Here is a 16,126-nt window from a genome sequence, read left to right as displayed (position 1 = left end):
CGCTAGTCAAGAGCCATGGGACAAAATCTTTTACCGCCTGGTGGCGGCGACGACGACAGCATCCTTCCGGTCGACCTCAAGGCCGCGCTCGAAGAGCGTTATCTGGCCTATGCCTTGTCGACGATCATGCATCGCGCCTTGCCGGATGTTCGCGATGGCCTGAAGCCGGTTCATCGACGCATCGTTTACGCGATGAGCGAGATGGGCCTGCGCCCAAACGCCGCCTTCCGCAAATGCGCCAAGATCGTCGGCGAGGTGATGGGTAACTATCATCCGCATGGCGACCAATCGATCTATGATGCGTTGGCCCGCCTGGCGCAGGATTTCTCGCAGCGCTACACACTGGTCAATGGCCAGGGCAATTTCGGCAATATCGACGGCGATAGCCCCGCCGCCATGCGCTACACTGAATCCAAGATGACGCCAGTCTCAGAACTGCTGCTCGAAGGCATCGACCAGGACGCCGTGGATTTCCGCGACACCTACGACGAGTCGAATTCCGAACCGATCGTGCTGCCCGGCGCTTTCCCGAACCTGCTCGCCAACGGCTCCTCCGGCATCGCTGTCGGCATGGCAACCTCGATCCCATCGCACAACGCACACGAACTCTGCGACGCCGCCCTGCATCTGATCCGCGACCGCGACGCCACTGTTGAGAAGCTGGTTGAGCTGTACATTCCCGGCCCGGACTTTCCGACCGGGGGCATCATTATCGACGATCGTCAGAGCATCATCGAAAGCTACAAGACTGGTCGCGGCGGATTTCGCGTCCGCGCCAAATGGGAGATCGAGGATCTCGGCCGTGGCGGTTACCAGATCGTCGTTACCGAAATTCCGTTCCAGGTGCAGAAGTCGCGGCTGATCGAAAAGATCGCCGAGCTGCTTCTGGCGCGCAAACTGCCGTTACTCGAAGATATTCGTGACGAGTCCGCTGAGGACATCCGCGTCGTCCTGATGCCGAAGAGCCGCAGCGTCGATGCGACGATCCTGATGGAATCGATGTTCAAGTTGACGGAGCTGGAAAGCCGTTTCCCGCTCAACATGAACGTTCTGTCCATGGGCCGCATCCCGAAGGTCATGGCGCTGAACGAGGTGCTGAAGGAATGGCTGGACCACCGCCGCGAGGTCCTGCAGCGTCGCTCGCGCTTCCGGCTCGCGGCGATAGAAAAGCGCTTGGAAATCCTGGGCGGCTTCCTGATCGCCTACCTCAACATCGATGAGGTCATCGCCATCATCCGCGAGGAGGATGAGCCGAAACCTGTCATGATGGAGCGGTTCGGGCTTACCGACAATCAGGTCGAGGCGATTCTCAACATGCGCCTGCGCTCCTTGCGCAAGCTCGAGGAGTTCGAAATCCGCAAGGAATTCGACGGTCTGACCAAGGAGAAGGCCGATATCGAGGCCTTGCTCGCCTCCGATGACAAGCAGTGGCAGACGGTCGCCTGGGAAATCGGCGAGGTAAAGAAGAAATTCGCCAAGGCGACCGAACTCGGCCGCCGCCGAACACAGTTCGCCGAAGCGCCTGAGGCCGATGACGCGGCGATCCAGCAGGCGATGATCGAGAAGGAACCGATCACCGTCGTCGTCTCGGAAAAGGGCTGGATCCGGGCGCTGAAGGGCCACATCTCCGACACCTCGACGCTCACGTTCAAGGAGAGCGACGCCCTGAAGGTGGCTTTCACGGCGCAGACGACCGATAAGATCCTGATCGTCACGACCGGTGGCAAGGCCTATACGCTCGGTGGCGACAAGCTGCCCGGCGGCCGTGGCCACGGCGAGCCATTGCGCATCATGGTCGACATGGAAAATGATCAGGACGTGCTGACCGCCTTTGTCCACGACCCTCAGCGCAAGCAACTGGTTGTCTCGACGGCTGGCAACGGCTTTGTCGTGCCGGAAGGGGAACTGGTCGCCAATACCCGAAAGGGCAAGCAGATCATGAACTTGACGACGCCGGATGAGACAAAGCTGCTCGTGCCGGTCTCGGGCGATCACGTCGCCGTCGTTGGCGAGAACCGCAAGATGGTCGTTTTCCCGCTGGCGCAGATTCCGGAAATGTCGCGCGGCAAGGGCGTGCGTCTGCAGCGCTATAAGGATGGCGGCGTTGGCGATATCAAGTGCTTTGCCATCGCCGATGGTCTGACCTGGGAAGATAGCGCCGGCCGGATTTTCACCAGGACCAAGGACGAACTGACAGAATGGCTCGGCGACCGCGCCGTAGCTGGCCGCACGGTGCCGAAAGGCTTCCCCAGAAGCGGCAGGTTTTCGGGGTGAGGAGCGGTCGGGTAAAGCCCGAGCAATCGACCCAGTGGGTCGATTGCAGCGACGAGCGCCCTGAGCGGTAGCGAAGGGCCGGGTTGTACGGCGGATGGAGAGCCTTTCTCCACGTTTGCTATGCTGGCGGCTTGGTAAAATCCCTGAAGAAGCGCGTGGCTCCTTCGTCGAATCATACAGTTCGCTACCCTGTGACCGCTGCTCTACCCCTGACCCACACTTGCCACAACGAATGCACTGCAAGCGCCAGGATCAGCACCAGGCCGCCGGCGAGCGTGATGCTGCTTGGGGCTTCGGCGAAGATCAGCCAGACCCAGATCGGCGCCAGGATCGTTTCCAGCAGATAGAACATCGCCACTTCCGGCGCCGATAAAAAGCGTGTGCCGGTGGCGAGGCACCAGAAGGAGAGGGGCATCAGGACTGCGCCGTCGAGCAGGATCCAGGCGGGATGATCGATGGCGATGCTTGACGGGATGACATGGTAGAGTCCGACTGCCGCCGGGATAATGGCGGACAGTAGGGACGCGAAGCCCATATCCCGGCGCGAGGCCCGGCTGATTGTAATGGCGCAGGCGATGGAAAAAGAAGCGAGAACCGACAGCGCGTCACCGAGGAAATGGCCGCCCTCCATGCCGCCCCATACGATTAGGCCGACGCCGAAGATCATCACGATCATGGTGACGATGGTGGAAAGAGCAGGGCGCTCTTTCAGGAAAATCCAGGAGAGCAGCGCAGCGAACATAGGATTGAGAGCAATGATGAACACCACATTCGCCGCCGTCGTGTAGTAGATGGCGAGGAGAAAGGTGATGGTCGTCAGGCCGTAGAAGAGGCCGACAGGAAGCCCGATCCAGCCCGGCAACGTATTGCGCAACGATCCCGTAACACGACGGATGACGATCAGAGCGACAAACGCGACGAAGACCGTCGCGAGACTGCGCGCCGCCAGGACTGACCAGACATTGCCGCTCGAAAGCCGGATGAGCGGGATATCCATCGACAGCGCGAGACCGCCGATCGTGGTCAGCAGCAAGCCTTTTCTGTGATCGGAGAGATGGGAGACCATTCAGTGAGAGTGATCTTCGCCGGCGTCCGCAGGATCGAAGCGCTCCCAGCCGCGGGGCGTCAGATGCTCCTGTGGCTGGAAGCGCGTCTTGTAGTCCATCTTGCGTGAACCCTTGACCCAATAGCCGAGATAGACATGCGGCAGGCCCAGCGCCTTGGTTCGCTTGATGTGATCAAGGATCATGAAGGTGCCGAGCGAGCGATGGTCGAGATCGGGATTGAAATAGGAATAGACCATCGATAGCCCGTCGCTCATAACGTCGGTCAACGCCGCCGCCAGCAGCTCGCCCTTCGGCCGCTGCTCCAACCCCGAGCCTTCCTCGCGCCGGCGATACTCGATGATGCGGGTGTTGACGTGGGTGTCTTCGACCATGATTGCATAATCGAGCACGGTCATGTCGGACATGCCGCCCTGCTGATGGCGATCATCGAGATAGCGGCGGAAGAGGGAATATTGCTCGCTTGACGGCTGCGCCGGGAATTCGGTGGCGATGATATCGCTATTGGATGTCAGGACACGCTTCATCGAGCGGCTGGGCTCGAATTCCTGAGCGAGAATACGAACGGAAATACAGGCGCGGCAGGATTCGCAAGCGGGGCGGTAGGCGATGTTCTGCGAACGACGGAAGCCGCCCTGTGTCAGAATGTCGTTCATCTCCGCCGCACGGGGGCCAACGAGATGGGTGAAGACCTTGCGCTCCATCTCGCGCGGCAGGTACGGGCAGGCAGCCGGTGCCGTCAGATAAAACTGCGGGGATGGCGTCGACTGCGTGTTCATCTGCCGCTGATTAACCTTTCGTTCGGCATTCGACTTCTCACAAGCATGGCCCAAGTTTAGAAAACGTCAACTATGTCCTTTGTGCAAGGTCACAGTTTCCCGGCTTGTTCAGAAGCAAGACGCCCTTCCGTGAGCGATGGCCGGCCCGGACGACCGGACCGTTTGGATATGGTGTTGGTGAATATCGCCCTGATTTACGCCGTTCGGACGATGACAGTTCCGAGCAACAGGTCATGCACTAGGCGGCTGCGTTCGATGAACAGGCCTGCCAGCAGGATGAGCGGCGTCAGAACGGAGTTCAGGATCCAGAACAGTGCCAGATGCACGATCGCGGTGAGAAAATCCATCGGCCGGCCATCGACTCGCACCATGGCAACGCCCATGGCCCGCATGCCGAGCGAAGCCTGATGCGGTCCGCCAAGCGTCCAGCCGAAATAGAGACCGGCAACGATGATGAAGAGAGCGGGGTAGAGCAGGAAGCCCAGCCCAAGCGTCAGGATCGAGACGAAGAACAACACGATCGCTGCCGGGATGCAGAGCAAACCGACGATGACATAATCGACGATGAAGGCGAAGATGCGCCGGCTCAGCACGCCACTATAGGCGCGCCAGTCGTCCGGTGCTGCATAAAGCGGGCTGGGGTTCAGGCTCATCGTCTTCCTCCTTCGCGCATAACCCCTTCAATCATTCCGATTTAAGGAAAGGCTTATGCGCAGCTTAAAGATTCTACTGCGACCTTTGCGCGTCCCATAGGAGGCGCGGCGCAGTAGGGAAACATTTGCCGAACATATGGTGTGAGGTCCGGCAAATGCAATAAGCTTGTGGCCAGTGATTACCTCTTTGCCAGCAGCTTCGCCACTTCCGGCGCAAAATAGGTGAGGATGCCGTCGCAGCCGGCGCGCTTGAAGGCGAGCAGGGTTTCCAGCATCACCCGTTCGCCATCGATCCAGCCATTGGCGGCGGCCGCCTTGATCATCGAATATTCACCGGAGACCTGATAGGCGAAGGTCGGAAGGCCGAAAGCCTCTTTCAGCCGCCAACAGATGTCGAGATAGGGCAGGCCGGGCTTGACCATCAGCATGTCGGCGCCTTCCTCGACATCGAGGGCAGCGTCTCGCACCGCCTCGGTGCCGTTGGCCGGGTCGATATAATAGGTCTTCTTGTCGCCCTTCAGCAGGCCGCCGGTCGAAATCGCCTCGCGATAGGGGCCGTAGAAGGCCGAGCTGAATTTGGTGGCATAGCTCATGATGCCGACGCCCTGGTGACCGGCAGCGTCGAGCGCATGGCGGATGGCACCGATGCGCCCATCCATCATTTCCGACGGCGCGATGATATCGGAGCCGGCGTCTGCCTGGTAGACGGCGGCGCGCGCCACCTGCTCGACCGTCTCGTCGTTGACGATCTCGGACCCGCGCAGAATACCGTCGTGGCCGTGGCTGGTGAAGGGATCGAGGGCGACGTCGGTGATGACGCCGATATTCGGCACGGCCTTTTTGATGGCGGCGGTGGCAAGATTGATGAGGTTATTCTTTTCCAGGCTGTTCGAGCCGGTTTCGTCGCGCAGTTCCATTTCGATATTCGGGAAGGTGGCGATCGCGGGGATGCCGAGGTCGGCCGCTTCCTTTGCGGCTTCCACGGCCTTGTCGACCGTCAGTCTGGAGACGCCGGGCATGGCCGGGATCGGCTCTACGATGCCGCTGCCGGGGATCAGGAAGATCGGCCAGATCAGGTCGTCGACGGTCAGCCGATTTTCCTGCACCAGGCGGCGTGTCCAATCGGCCTTGCGGTTGCGCCGCATGCGCCGATGCCCGGTGATCTCGTCAACAAGATGCGTCTTGTCCTGCATGGTGCCGCCATCCTTTTTAGTCTATCTATGGCCTCAATTTGTAAGCAGCGTACCTATCACGCTGTCCCCAGGATTCAAAACCCGGCGAAAGGCCGCAGCCACTATGGCTCTGGCGAGCCTATGGCCTCCTACGTATTGTTCGCACATGGAATCTGATTCTTCGACCATACCCAAGAACACGCTGACGGACATCTTGTTCGTAGTGTTCCTGCGGCTGATCGCGATCGGCTGTTTCTGGCTTGGCCTGCAATATTGGTCGATGCTGGTCGGGTATTCGCTGGCTGGCCAGGCCCGTTTCGATCTGCTCAATCTGCCCTGGAAAGTGGCAGGCGCCGGCCTTGCCGTCGTCTTCCCGGTCGCAGCCCTCGGCCTGTGGCTGACGGTGTCCTGGGGACCGGTCATCTGGGTGCTGGCAGCCGGCGGTCAGGTGCTGATGTACGGCCTTTGGCCGCAGATCTTCGGCTCCAATCCATTGATCGTGATTCTGCATGCCTGCGTCGCCGCGCTCTACTGCATTTTCCGCATTTTGCTGTGGCAGGAAAAGCGCCGGCGCCGGCAGCAGGTAATGGTTGATTTACCCTGAGACACCAAGACCTCATGGTAAGGTGCTGTTAAGCCTGCAGTTTAAGTAGAATTTTATGTGTATTCGATAGGGTCTCACTCAAGGCGGGAAGAAAACGACACCGCCAAACAAAACAGTGAGGCCAAGTCATGATGAACACGAAAATCAAGCCGCAGGCAGTTGCGAATGCTCGGGACCAGCAGATCGATGACATCCGTGGTCTGTATATGGAATCCCTCCACTTGGTGGAGCGTCTTCACCGCCGTCTCCTCGATGTTATCAAGGACGAGTTCGACCGCCAAGGCCGCGACGACGTCAACGCCGTCCAGGCGCTGCTCCTTTTCAACATCGGCAATTCCGAGCTGACTGCCGGCGAGCTGCGCTCCCGCGGTTTCTACCTCGGCTCCAACGTTTCCTACAACGTCAAGAAGCTGGTCGACCTCGGTTTTATCAACCATCAGCGCTCCCGCATCGACCGCCGCTCGGTCCGCATCAGCCTGACGGAAACCGGCCAGGACATCGCCGAAACCGTCGCCAAGCTCTACGAGCGTCACATCACCTCGATCGACAAGGTCGGCGGTATCGGCACCGACGAGTTCACCCAGATGAACAAGCTCCTGCAGCGCCTCGACCGCTTCTGGAACGACCAGATCCTTTATCGCCTGTAAATAACGGCGGCAAACTACGAGACTCTCCAGTAAAATAGGCCGGATGCGCTCCCTGCGCGTCCGGCTTCCGCCTGTTCAAGACGGGAATACCACATCTTCTGTGGGCTTTTTGCCACGTCCCGCCATGACCTTGCGGTGCACAACAGTATCTGCGGCATCTGTGCCATTGACGTCGAAGCATCAGCCGCTATGAACCACGGTTATCGAGTGGTATTTTAGCAACGCAAAATGGTCTTTCTTCCGCTACGGCAAGCGAAAGCAAGTTTCATGCCGGACGACACGAATTGGCCATATTGCTATGACAGCGGAAACGAACGGCAAACGGCGCTTTTCAAGTCTTGATCTTCATGCCTTAGCGCTTTGGGCTCGCAATATTGTGATGGTCCGGAGCGAAGTTTTTGTGGTGCTCTAAGGCAACGGATTGATACTAGGCTGCGTTACTTGGCGGCAAGCTGCGGTGTTTACTGCTTTCTCTCTTGGCTGCGGATGAAATTGGTCGCAGCGTCGAACGGTGGGATATGTCGAAGAAAAACGGAATTGAACCTTTCTCGCGCCGCTCCTTCCTGCGGTCTGCGGCAACTTTTGGCGTGGCCGCTTTGGCAGCCCCGGCTCTTGCACAGGACCAGACGCCTCTCGACGCGCTGATCAACAACCGCGCCCGCGGCAATTGGGACGATCAGTTCGATGCGAAGGCCGCCGCGCGGACCGCTGCAGCGGTTGTTTCCAACACGCCGATCCTCGGGCCTGATTCCGTTCCGAATATCCAGCAGGCGATCGCCCAGTACCAGAGCATCGTCGCCAATGGTGGCTGGCCGCAGATCAACCCGACGAGCCAGCAGCCGCTGCAGCTCGGCGCTACCGATCCCGCCGTGCAGTCGCTGCGCCAGCATCTAATGGTCACCGGCGACCTGCCGCGCGAGGCTGGCATTTCGTCCGCCTTCGATTCCTACGTCGATGGTGCCGTCAAGCGTTTCCAAGCCCGCCACGGTCTTCCGCCGGATGGCGTCATCGGCGATTTCACGCTGAAGGCGATCAACATCCCCGCCGATGTCCGCCTGCAGCAACTGAACACCAACCTCGTCCGACTGCAGACGTTCCCGGCCGATCTCGGCCGCCGTCACGTCATGGTCAACATCCCGGCGACCCGTGTCGAAGCCGTGCAGGACGGTCAGGTGGCGCTGCGCCACGAGGCGATCGTCGGCCGGGAATCGCGACCGACGCACATCATCAATTCAAAGATCTACGAAGTCATCCTCAACCCGTACTGGACGGCGCCACGCTCCATCATCATCAAGGACATCATGCCGCTCATGCGGAAGGATCCGACCTACCTGACGAAGAGCAACATCCGCCTTCTCGACGGCAAGGGCCAGGAAGTCGCGCCCGAGACGATCGACTGGAATTCGGACAAGGCGCCGGACCTGATGTTTCGCCAGGACCCGGGCAAGACCAACGCCATGGCGTCCACGAAGATCAACTTCCATAATCCCAACAACGAATATATGCACGACACGCCCGAACAGGGCCTGTTCAACAAGCTGATGCGTTTCGACAGCTCGGGCTGCGTGCGCGTTCAGAACGTGCGTGACCTAGCGACCTGGCTGCTTGCCGAAACTCCGGGCTGGCCGCGCCAGCACATCGAGCAGGTCATCTCCACTCGCGTCAATACGCCGATCACATTGGCGACGGAAGTGCCTGTTTATTTCGTCTATATTTCTGCCTGGAGTGCTGCCGACGGTATCGTGCAGTTCCGTGACGATATCTATCAGCTCGACGGAAATGCCGAGCTGGCGCTCGACACGACCCAGGGCATGGAGCAGCCGGTTCAGTAATCGGCTCCGCATCCAGAGCATGATCGAAGCCGCGTCGTTTGACGCGGCTTTTTCATATGTCCGAGCCGCTCATCGTAGAATGCCCAGCAAATGTCGCTGATCGTATTGCTCTCGGGCGACCCTGACGCTAATACCGTCTCCATTGCCGTTCCGGCCCGTTCAGGAGCTTCCACGATGACCAATGCTTCCACCGAACCTTTCTTCAATCGCTCGCTCGCCGATACCGATCCGGAAATCTTTGGCGCGATCAATAAGGAATTGGGTCGTCAGCGGCATGAGATCGAGCTGATCGCCTCGGAAAACATTGTTTCCCGCGCCGTCTTGGAAGCGCAGGGCTCGATCATGACGAACAAATATGCCGAGGGTTATCCGGGCAAGCGCTATTATGGCGGCTGCCAGTTCGTCGATATCGCCGAAGAGCTTGCCATCGAGCGCGCAAAGAAGCTGTTCGGCGTCAATTTCGCCAACGTGCAGCCGAATTCCGGCTCGCAGATGAACCAGGCGGTCTTCCTGGCGCTGCTGCAGCCGGGCGACACATTCATGGGTCTCGATCTCAATTCGGGCGGGCACCTGACGCATGGTTCGCCGGTCAACATGTCCGGCAAGTGGTTCAACGTGGTCTCCTACGGCGTGCGTGAAGGCGACAACCTGCTCGACATGGATGCTGTTCAGCGCAAGGCCGAAGAAACCAGGCCGAAGCTGATCATCGCCGGTGGCACCGCTTATTCCCGTATCTGGGACTGGAAGCGCTTCCGCGAGATCGCCGACAGCGTCGGCGCCTACCTGATGGTCGACATGGCCCATATTGCCGGCCTGGTTGCCGGTGGCCAGCATCCGTCGCCGTTCCCGCATTGCCATGTTGCAACGACCACGACCCACAAGTCGCTGCGCGGCCCGCGTGGCGGGATGATCCTCACCAATGACGAGGATCTGGCGAAGAAGTTCAATTCGGCTGTCTTCCCCGGGCTGCAAGGCGGCCCGCTGATGCATGTCATCGCCGCGAAGGCCGTGGCGCTCGGCGAAGCGCTGCAGCCGGAGTTCAAGGACTATACCGCGCAGATCGTCAAGAATGCCAAGGCGCTTGCGGAAACGCTGATCGCCGGCGGTCTTGACGTCGTTTCGGGCGGCACGGACAACCACTTGATGCTGGTCGACCTGCGCAAGAAGAATGCCACCGGCAAGCGCGCCGAGGCAGCTCTCGGCCGCGCCTATGTGACCTGCAACAAGAACGGCATCCCGTTCGATCCGGAGAAGCCCTTCGTCACGTCGGGCGTCCGTCTCGGTACACCGGCCGGCACGACGCGCGGTTTCAAGGAAGCCGAATTCCGCGAGATCGGCAATCTCATCATCGAAGTGCTGGATGGCCTGAAAGTCGCCAATTCCGATGAAGGCAATGCTGCCGTCGAGGCCGCAGTGCGTGAAAAGGTGGTCAATCTCACCGGCCGCTTCCCCATGTACGGCTACATGGGTTGAGGAGAGCGCATGCGCTGCCCCTATTGCGGTTCGGAAGATACCCAGGTCAAGGATTCGCGCCCGGCGGAGGATAACACCTCCATCCGCCGGCGGCGCATCTGTCCGGATTGCGGCGGCCGCTTCACCACTTTCGAGCGCGTGCAACTGCGCGAGCTGATGGTCATCAAGAAGACTGGCCGCAAGGTGCCCTTCGATCGGGACAAGCTGGTGCGTTCCTTCGAGATCGCGCTGCGTAAACGCCCGGTCGACCGCGATCGCATCGAGCGTGCCGTCTCCGGCATCGTCCGTCGCCTGGAAAGCTCCGGCGAGACGGAAATCAGTTCGGAGCAGATCGGCTTGCAGGTGCTGGAAGCCCTCAAGAGCCTCGATGACGTCGCCTTCGTGCGCTATGCTTCCGTCTATCGCGATTTCTCGCATGCGGAGGACTTCGAGCAGGTGATCACCGAGATCAACGCCAAGATCGCGCGCGATCCGCTGGACCCTTGACCATGGCGCTCCGGCCAGAGGACGAACGTTTTATGGCCGCGGCGATCCGCTTGTCGCGCCGGCATCTGGGGCTTACTGCCACAAACCCTTCCGTCGGTTGCCTGATCGTCAAGGACAATGCCGTCATCGGCCGTGCCGTGACCGCACTTGGCGGCAGGCCGCATGCCGAACCCCAGGCCTTGGCTGAGGCGGGCGAGGCGGCGAGGGGTGCGACGGCCTACGTGACACTTGAACCCTGTTCCCACTACGGCAAGACGCCACCCTGCGCTGAAGCGCTCATTGCCTACGGCGTCGCCCGCGTCGTCATCAGCGTTACCGATCCAGACCAGCGTGTTTCCGGTCGCGGCATCGCGATGCTACAGGATGCGGGTATCGAAGTCGATGCCGGTATTCTTGAGGAGGAAGGCAGGCGTTCGCTTGCCGGCTATCTCATGCGTCAGACGAGAAACCGGCCGTATGTGACTCTCAAACTTGCTGTTTCCGCTGACGGAATGATCGGCAAAACGGGTGAGGGACAGGTGCGTATCACCGGCGATATCGCCCGGGCCCAGGTGCAGGTCTTGCGCGCCGAAAGCGATGCCATTCTTGTCGGCATCGGCACGGCGATAGCAGACGACCCGGAATTGACCTGCCGTTTGCCGGGGTTGGAAAGCCGCACGCCATTGCGCATCGTCATCGACGAGCAGCTCCAGCTTCCGCTCGGCAGCAAGCTCGTGAAGACAGCCCAACAATATGGGCTTGTGGTCGTTGCCGATGATCCGCCGCCTTTCGATGAAAATACCGACAAGGCCTTCTTGGGCCGCCGCGCCGCGCTCGATGCCGCGGGCGCCGAAGTGCTGCAATCCAATTCCAACGAACCGGGGGAACTGCTTGAAGCGCTGGGAACGCGCGGCATCTCCTCTTTGCTGATCGAAGGGGGTGCAAGGACGGCGCAACGCTTTCTCGCTGCCGATCTCGTCGACCGCATCCTTCTGTTCCAGGGACCAAATACGATCGGCGAGGGCGGTATTGAATCGCCGATCACGAAGACCAATATCCCAGCGAGTTTCAGACATATCCGCGCGAGCCAGTTTGGCGATGATCGCTGCGACGAATTTGAAAGAGGTTTTTGATGTTTACCGGAATTGTCACCGATATCGGCAAGGTCGAATCCGTCTCTCCGCTCAAGGAAGGCATCAAGCTGCGTGTTGCAACAAATTACGATCCGGCAACGATCGACATGGGTGCCTCGATCTCCCATTCCGGCATTTGCCTGACGGTGACAGGCTTGCCGGAAGCTGGCAGCAATGGCCGCTGGTTTGAAGTGGAAGCCTGGGAAGAAGCTCTACGGTTGACCACCATCGGCACGTGGGAGGCTGGCAGCAATATCAATCTCGAGCGCTCGCTGAAGATCGGCGATGAGCTCGGCGGCCACATTGTCTCCGGCCATGTCGACGGAAAGGCGGAGATCCTGTCGGTGACGGCGGAAGGTGACGCCACCCGTTTTCGCCTGCGCGCACCGGCGCATCTCGCAAAATTCGTCGCTCCCAAGGGCTCGATCGCGCTCGACGGTACGTCGCTGACGGTAAATGCCGTCGACGGCACCGACTTCGACGTTCTCCTGATCCGTCATACGCTGGAGGTCACCACCTGGGGTGAGCGCAAGGCTGGTGATTTCGTCAATTTCGAAGTCGACACCATGGCCCGCTATGCGGCGCGGCTGGCGGAATTTCCGGCTGCCTTGGAAGGCTGATCCGAGGCGCCTCAATCGCGGATATTGTCCGCCGCCATCGGTTTGATGGCGGCGTTTTTGCGGAACCGTGAGGCAATTCCATCAGCCACTTCGGAAAGCTATGAGCGGCCGAATTGCGCCAGAAGCTAACTATTGCATAGTGGCAATCAACTCCTGTGCTTGGTTCCCGGGGTCGGATCAGGCGGAAGGGCAACGCCGGCATCGCTCTTCACATCACGCGCGACTTCGCCGCTTGCAAGGGCGGCCGCCTGTTGCAGGCTCACGCCCTTGACCAGCGGGTCAGCATGCCGATGTGCCAATCGCCATTCCGCTCCTTCGCGGCGATAGACCAGGGTAACCCGCAGCGGCCAGTCCTGGGCGGGCAGCTCGCCGACCTCGACATGCTGCCGTTCAATGAGCGCGAGGACCACCATGTCTGCGGAACCGTAGGCTTGAATAAGTTCCTGCTCGAAAGTGCCGTTCTTGAAGAAACGGCCCATCGCCTCGATTCGCTCGACGGTGAGTTCGGAGCCCCGCGTTGGTTTTCCCCCGAACGGAGACATCAGCGTGAAATCATCAGTATATGTGATGGCTTCGCAGTATCTCTTTACATCTCCGCGCATAAGCGCTGCGTGCGCTTCCTCGGAACGCCGGACGAGGTCTGCAACCGTTTGATCTACAACGGCCTCCTCGTGAGCCTGTGCCGAGGCCTTCGCCGATCTTGCAGTAGGTGACAAAGTGAGGCCGGCGCTGCCGGCACTTGCTGCGGCGAGAATTGAACGTCGGGATACTGACATGCCGGTCTCTCCTGCACTGTTCCATCACTGCGGAGTACGCCTTGCGCTACCCGCTTGCCTAAGGAGATTGCACTTCGATGATACTGAATCCAGTGATATGATTTCACTAATATGCTGAACAGAATTGACCTCTCTCGCGCGGACCTCAACCTCCTCGTTCTTTTCGAGGTCGTGCTGAATGAGCGTCACGTCGGGCGGGCGGCCGAGAGACTAGCTTTGACGCCCTCAGCAGTCAGCCATGGACTCGGTCGGTTGCGCCGCCTTCTCAACGACCCGCTTTTCCTCAGAACGCCCAGAGGTGTCGTGCCGACGGCGCGCGCGATGGATTTGGCCGGGCCAATCGCCGATATCTTGGCGCGGACAAGGAATGTAATCTCGACTGCCGAGCCATTCGACCCCGCGCACTCCACGCGCCGGTTTGCGATCGGCGCTCCTGACGGCGCCGCGGCGGTCTTCCTGTTGCCGCTTCTCGCCGAGTTGCATCGGGTAGCGCCCGGCATAGACATCGGCGTGCGTCAGTTGCTTCCCGCCCCGGGAGAAATGTCGCCCGAGCGCGCTTGGCGCACCGTCTTTGCCGATTTGGAGGCAGGCGCGATGGACATTGCCGTCATTCCATCTGGCCATATTCCCACGCGCTTTCACGCACGCAGCCTCTACCACGAGGATTTTGTCATTGCGATGCGGGCCGGGCATCCCTTCGCGGACGATCCTACGTTGGAGCGCTATTGCGAGATGCAGCACTTGGTCGTCTCGTTCAGCGGCGATCCTCATGGCTTTGTGGACGAGGTTCTGGCGACACACGGCTATACGCGTCGCATAGCGCTGACTGTTCCCAACTTCATGTTCGCACTCGCCGTCATTGCCGACACTGACCTGATTTCGGCTCTACCGAGGAGATTTGTCGCAATGCATGCGGCGCGGTTCGGGGTGATAAGCCTGGAAGCCCCGTTCCCACCGACAACCTTCCAACTCAACGCCATCGCGTCGGGGGCAGCAATGATGGATGCGGGCCTGGCATGGATCTTCGATCTGCTTGCCCCCAAGCACGCATGCTCGGGTAACAATCTGCCATAGCTCGGCGAACCCTTGGTCCGCAGAGGGCGCCGGATCGCGACTCTGCTGCGCCCAGCGCAACTGTCGGGAATTTCCGCGGCCCTGTCACAGACGGCAATAGCCAGAACTTCCGCTTTCCACCTGAGGGCGCTTCAGGCCATAAGCCGCCTCTGATGGCAATGCTACCTAATAACGTGCTTTTGTATCCGCAGCGATGAACTTCGGGTTGCCATTGTCGGCGCACGAAGATGTGATCGTCTTTCTCAAAGGCGCAAAAACGACCGGCCTCCCTATAAGTTGATATTTCAAATCATATTTTATCGGGTCATCGTTCTCACACGCAAAATACCTCTAAATTGTTGTCATTGCAGCCGATTTCTCCGCAGGCTATGCCGCGGAAAATTCCTGCCTATAGCTCAACTTTTTAAATATGGAAAATCAGATGGCTCTCGACCAAGCCGTTGCCGCTGCGCACGCTCCCGTTTCCAAAGCCCGTTACGACTGCTGGACGATTTGTCTGCACTGGCTGACCGCCTTGCTCGTGGTCGGCCTCTTCGCCGCCGCTTACGTCTGGAATTCACTGCCGCCGGGCACGCCGTTGCGCAAATGGCTGCAGGCGATTCATATTTCCTTTGGGCTGTTGTTCACGGTGGTCTTCGTTATCAGACTCTTCTGGCGCTCGTCACGCGGCCGCCGGCTCGCCACGGAGGCCGACGCGATCGGTATTCTGTCCAAGGGCATGCACATTCTTCTTTATGCGCTGCTGACGGCGCAGGTCCTGCTGGGCTTCCTGCTGCGCTGGGCGCAGGGCGAGCCCTTTCTGTTTTTTGGCCTGTTTTCGGTTCCAAGCCTCTTCGGCCCCGACAAGGCGCTGTCGCACATCTTCGAATGGCTGCACAATTATACGGCCTGGATCATCATCATCCTCGCCGCTGGCCACGCCATAGCGGCGTTGACGCACCACTATCTGCTGCGCGACGACGTACTGAAGCGAATGCTGCCGTTCAACTGAATGGAGCGGTAGCGGCCCATTCCGCTGCTACCGCTCGAACATGACGTTTGGTTTGTCTTTGTAGAACACTTCGCCGATCCGGCGGAAACCGACCTTTTCCGCAACCCGCAGCGAAGGCGTATTTTCCGGATCGACGATGCAGGTCATGCGCCGGCCCGCGAACTTGTCGTCGGCCCAGGCGATCGCCGCGCTGACGGCCTCTGTCGCATAACCTCTGCCGTGTAGTGCCGGCGTGATCCCCCAACCGGCTTCCAAGGTCCCTTCCGTGGTGGTCGGGCTCATATCGCGATGTAGGTCGAGGAAGCCGACTTCGCCGATGAAGCGGCCGCTATGACGCTCTTCGACAGCAAAGAAACCGAAGCCGAGGTAATGCCACATACCGGCATACCGCAACAAACGCGACCAGGCTTGTTCGCGCGTCGACGTCTCGCCGCCGATGTAACGGACAAGATCTTCCTGCGTCCAGAAGACGGCATATTCCTCGAAATCCTCCAGCCGATGAGAGCGGAGAATGAGGCGTTCGGTCATCAACGTCGGAACTATGGTCATAGCGGGAGCGGCTTCCTTCC

General features: G+C 59.8%; 16 protein-coding genes. 10 read left to right on the top strand and 6 right to left on the bottom strand.

The features are described from left to right. Positions 1–15 precede the first annotated feature (15 nt). Complete coding sequence (gene parC, locus FHT86_RS09730) at positions 16–2,274, top strand: DNA topoisomerase IV subunit A (RefSeq protein ID WP_133706600.1); 2,259 nt, start codon at positions 16–18, stop codon at positions 2,272–2,274. A gap of 184 nt (positions 2,275–2,458) precedes the next feature. On the opposite strand, the gene FHT86_RS09725 is transcribed toward parC, so the two are convergent. The 4 genes from FHT86_RS09725 to hemB form a co-directional block, all read right to left on the bottom strand. Then, on the bottom strand, positions 2,459–3,340 hold the full coding sequence (locus FHT86_RS09725) for a DMT family transporter (protein WP_133706599.1): 882 nt from the start codon (positions 3,338–3,340) through the stop codon (positions 2,459–2,461). Continuing rightward, positions 3,341–4,117: an arginyltransferase gene (locus tag FHT86_RS09720; protein WP_133706598.1), complete on the bottom strand. Its 777-nt coding sequence runs from the start codon at positions 4,115–4,117 to the stop codon at positions 3,341–3,343. 194 nt (positions 4,118–4,311) lie between these two features. After that, positions 4,312–4,770: an RDD family protein gene (locus FHT86_RS09715; protein ID WP_133706597.1), complete on the bottom strand. Its 459-nt coding sequence runs from the start codon at positions 4,768–4,770 to the stop codon at positions 4,312–4,314. 179 nt (positions 4,771–4,949) lie between these two features. Continuing rightward, positions 4,950–5,963 (bottom strand): porphobilinogen synthase, encoded by a 1,014-nt coding sequence (hemB, locus tag FHT86_RS09710; RefSeq protein WP_133706596.1) that lies wholly within the window; start codon positions 5,961–5,963, stop codon positions 4,950–4,952. 145 nt (positions 5,964–6,108) lie between these two features. On the opposite strand from hemB, the gene FHT86_RS09705 reads away from it, so the two are divergent. From FHT86_RS09705 to FHT86_RS09675, 7 genes are all read left to right on the top strand, one after another. Beyond that, entirely contained in the window at positions 6,109–6,546 is a 438-nt protein-coding gene (locus FHT86_RS09705) for a DUF6163 family protein (protein WP_133706595.1), read from the top strand. Positions 6,547–6,677: 131 nt separating this feature from the next. After that, entirely contained in the window at positions 6,678–7,193 is a 516-nt protein-coding gene (gene ldtR / locus FHT86_RS09700; RefSeq protein WP_133707122.1) for a transcriptional regulator LdtR, read from the top strand. A 518-nt stretch (positions 7,194–7,711) separates the two neighbouring features. After that, positions 7,712–9,025 (top strand): murein L,D-transpeptidase, encoded by a 1,314-nt coding sequence (locus FHT86_RS09695; protein WP_133706594.1) that lies wholly within the window; start codon positions 7,712–7,714, stop codon positions 9,023–9,025. Between the two features lie 174 nt (positions 9,026–9,199). Then, on the top strand, positions 9,200–10,498 hold the full coding sequence (glyA, locus tag FHT86_RS09690) for a serine hydroxymethyltransferase (protein ID WP_133706593.1): 1,299 nt from the start codon (positions 9,200–9,202) through the stop codon (positions 10,496–10,498). Between the two features lie 9 nt (positions 10,499–10,507). Beyond that, positions 10,508–10,984, top strand: coding sequence for a transcriptional regulator NrdR (gene nrdR / locus FHT86_RS09685; protein WP_028753312.1), 477 nt, complete (start codon positions 10,508–10,510; stop codon positions 10,982–10,984). A gap of 2 nt (positions 10,985–10,986) precedes the next feature. Next, entirely contained in the window at positions 10,987–12,096 is a 1,110-nt protein-coding gene (gene ribD, locus FHT86_RS09680) for a bifunctional diaminohydroxyphosphoribosylaminopyrimidine deaminase/5-amino-6-(5-phosphoribosylamino)uracil reductase RibD (protein WP_133706592.1), read from the top strand. Beyond that, positions 12,096–12,716: a riboflavin synthase gene (locus FHT86_RS09675; RefSeq protein ID WP_133706591.1), complete on the top strand. Its 621-nt coding sequence runs from the start codon at positions 12,096–12,098 to the stop codon at positions 12,714–12,716. Before ribD ends, FHT86_RS09675 begins: the two co-directional genes overlap by 1 nt. Positions 12,717–12,862: 146 nt before the next feature. On the opposite strand, the gene FHT86_RS09670 is transcribed toward FHT86_RS09675, so the two are convergent. Further along, positions 12,863–13,492: a nuclear transport factor 2 family protein gene (locus FHT86_RS09670; RefSeq protein WP_133706590.1), complete on the bottom strand. Its 630-nt coding sequence runs from the start codon at positions 13,490–13,492 to the stop codon at positions 12,863–12,865. Between the two features lie 111 nt (positions 13,493–13,603). Between FHT86_RS09670 and FHT86_RS09665 the strand changes: the two genes are divergently transcribed. Together FHT86_RS09665 and FHT86_RS09660 are read left to right on the top strand one after the other, a co-directional pair. Further along, a complete protein-coding gene (locus tag FHT86_RS09665) occupies positions 13,604–14,566 on the top strand; it encodes a LysR family transcriptional regulator (RefSeq protein ID WP_133706589.1) in 963 nt (320 codons plus the stop codon). A gap of 421 nt (positions 14,567–14,987) precedes the next feature. After that, positions 14,988–15,557 carry a cytochrome b gene (locus tag FHT86_RS09660; protein WP_133706588.1) on the top strand — a complete coding sequence of 190 codons (570 nt, stop codon included), beginning with the start codon at positions 14,988–14,990 and terminating at the stop codon, positions 15,555–15,557. A gap of 27 nt (positions 15,558–15,584) precedes the next feature. Here FHT86_RS09660 and FHT86_RS09655 read toward each other — a convergent pair whose 3' ends face one another. Next, a complete protein-coding gene (locus tag FHT86_RS09655) occupies positions 15,585–16,106 on the bottom strand; it encodes a GNAT family N-acetyltransferase (RefSeq protein ID WP_183868566.1) in 522 nt (173 codons plus the stop codon). Positions 16,107–16,126: the final 20 nt, after the last annotated feature.

This window comes from Rhizobium sp. BK313 (assembly GCF_014193655.1).
GTDB lineage: Bacteria > Pseudomonadota > Alphaproteobacteria > Rhizobiales > Rhizobiaceae > Rhizobium.
The sequence above is the reverse complement of the archived record's forward strand: the minus strand, read 5'-3'. Positions and strand labels throughout refer to the sequence as shown.

Excerpts from the sequence above, each read along its gene's own strand:
- FHT86_RS09705 (WP_133706595.1), top strand. The coding sequence starts at position 6,109 with ATGGAATCTGATTCTTCGACCATACCCAAGAACACGCTGACGGACATC.
- FHT86_RS09670 (WP_133706590.1), bottom strand. The coding sequence starts at position 13,492 with ATGTCAGTATCCCGACGTTCAATTCTCGCCGCAGCAAGTGCCGGCAGC.
- glyA (WP_133706593.1), top strand. The coding sequence starts at position 9,200 with ATGACCAATGCTTCCACCGAACCTTTCTTCAATCGCTCGCTCGCCGAT.
- hemB (WP_133706596.1), bottom strand. The coding sequence starts at position 5,963 with ATGCAGGACAAGACGCATCTTGTTGACGAGATCACCGGGCATCGGCGC.
- FHT86_RS09715 (WP_133706597.1), bottom strand. The coding sequence starts at position 4,770 with ATGAGCCTGAACCCCAGCCCGCTTTATGCAGCACCGGACGACTGGCGC.
- ribD (WP_133706592.1), top strand. The coding sequence starts at position 10,987 with ATGGCGCTCCGGCCAGAGGACGAACGTTTTATGGCCGCGGCGATCCGC.
- FHT86_RS09695 (WP_133706594.1), top strand. The coding sequence starts at position 7,712 with ATGTCGAAGAAAAACGGAATTGAACCTTTCTCGCGCCGCTCCTTCCTG.
- FHT86_RS09665 (WP_133706589.1), top strand. The coding sequence starts at position 13,604 with ATGCTGAACAGAATTGACCTCTCTCGCGCGGACCTCAACCTCCTCGTT.
- FHT86_RS09655 (WP_183868566.1), bottom strand. The coding sequence starts at position 16,106 with ATGACCATAGTTCCGACGTTGATGACCGAACGCCTCATTCTCCGCTCT.
- FHT86_RS09725 (WP_133706599.1), bottom strand. The coding sequence starts at position 3,340 with ATGGTCTCCCATCTCTCCGATCACAGAAAAGGCTTGCTGCTGACCACG.
- FHT86_RS09720 (WP_133706598.1), bottom strand. The coding sequence starts at position 4,117 with ATGAACACGCAGTCGACGCCATCCCCGCAGTTTTATCTGACGGCACCG.
- ldtR (WP_133707122.1), top strand. The coding sequence starts at position 6,678 with ATGAACACGAAAATCAAGCCGCAGGCAGTTGCGAATGCTCGGGACCAG.
- FHT86_RS09675 (WP_133706591.1), top strand. The coding sequence starts at position 12,096 with ATGTTTACCGGAATTGTCACCGATATCGGCAAGGTCGAATCCGTCTCT.
- FHT86_RS09660 (WP_133706588.1), top strand. The coding sequence starts at position 14,988 with ATGGCTCTCGACCAAGCCGTTGCCGCTGCGCACGCTCCCGTTTCCAAA.
- parC (WP_133706600.1), top strand. The coding sequence starts at position 16 with ATGGGACAAAATCTTTTACCGCCTGGTGGCGGCGACGACGACAGCATC.
- nrdR (WP_028753312.1), top strand. The coding sequence starts at position 10,508 with ATGCGCTGCCCCTATTGCGGTTCGGAAGATACCCAGGTCAAGGATTCG.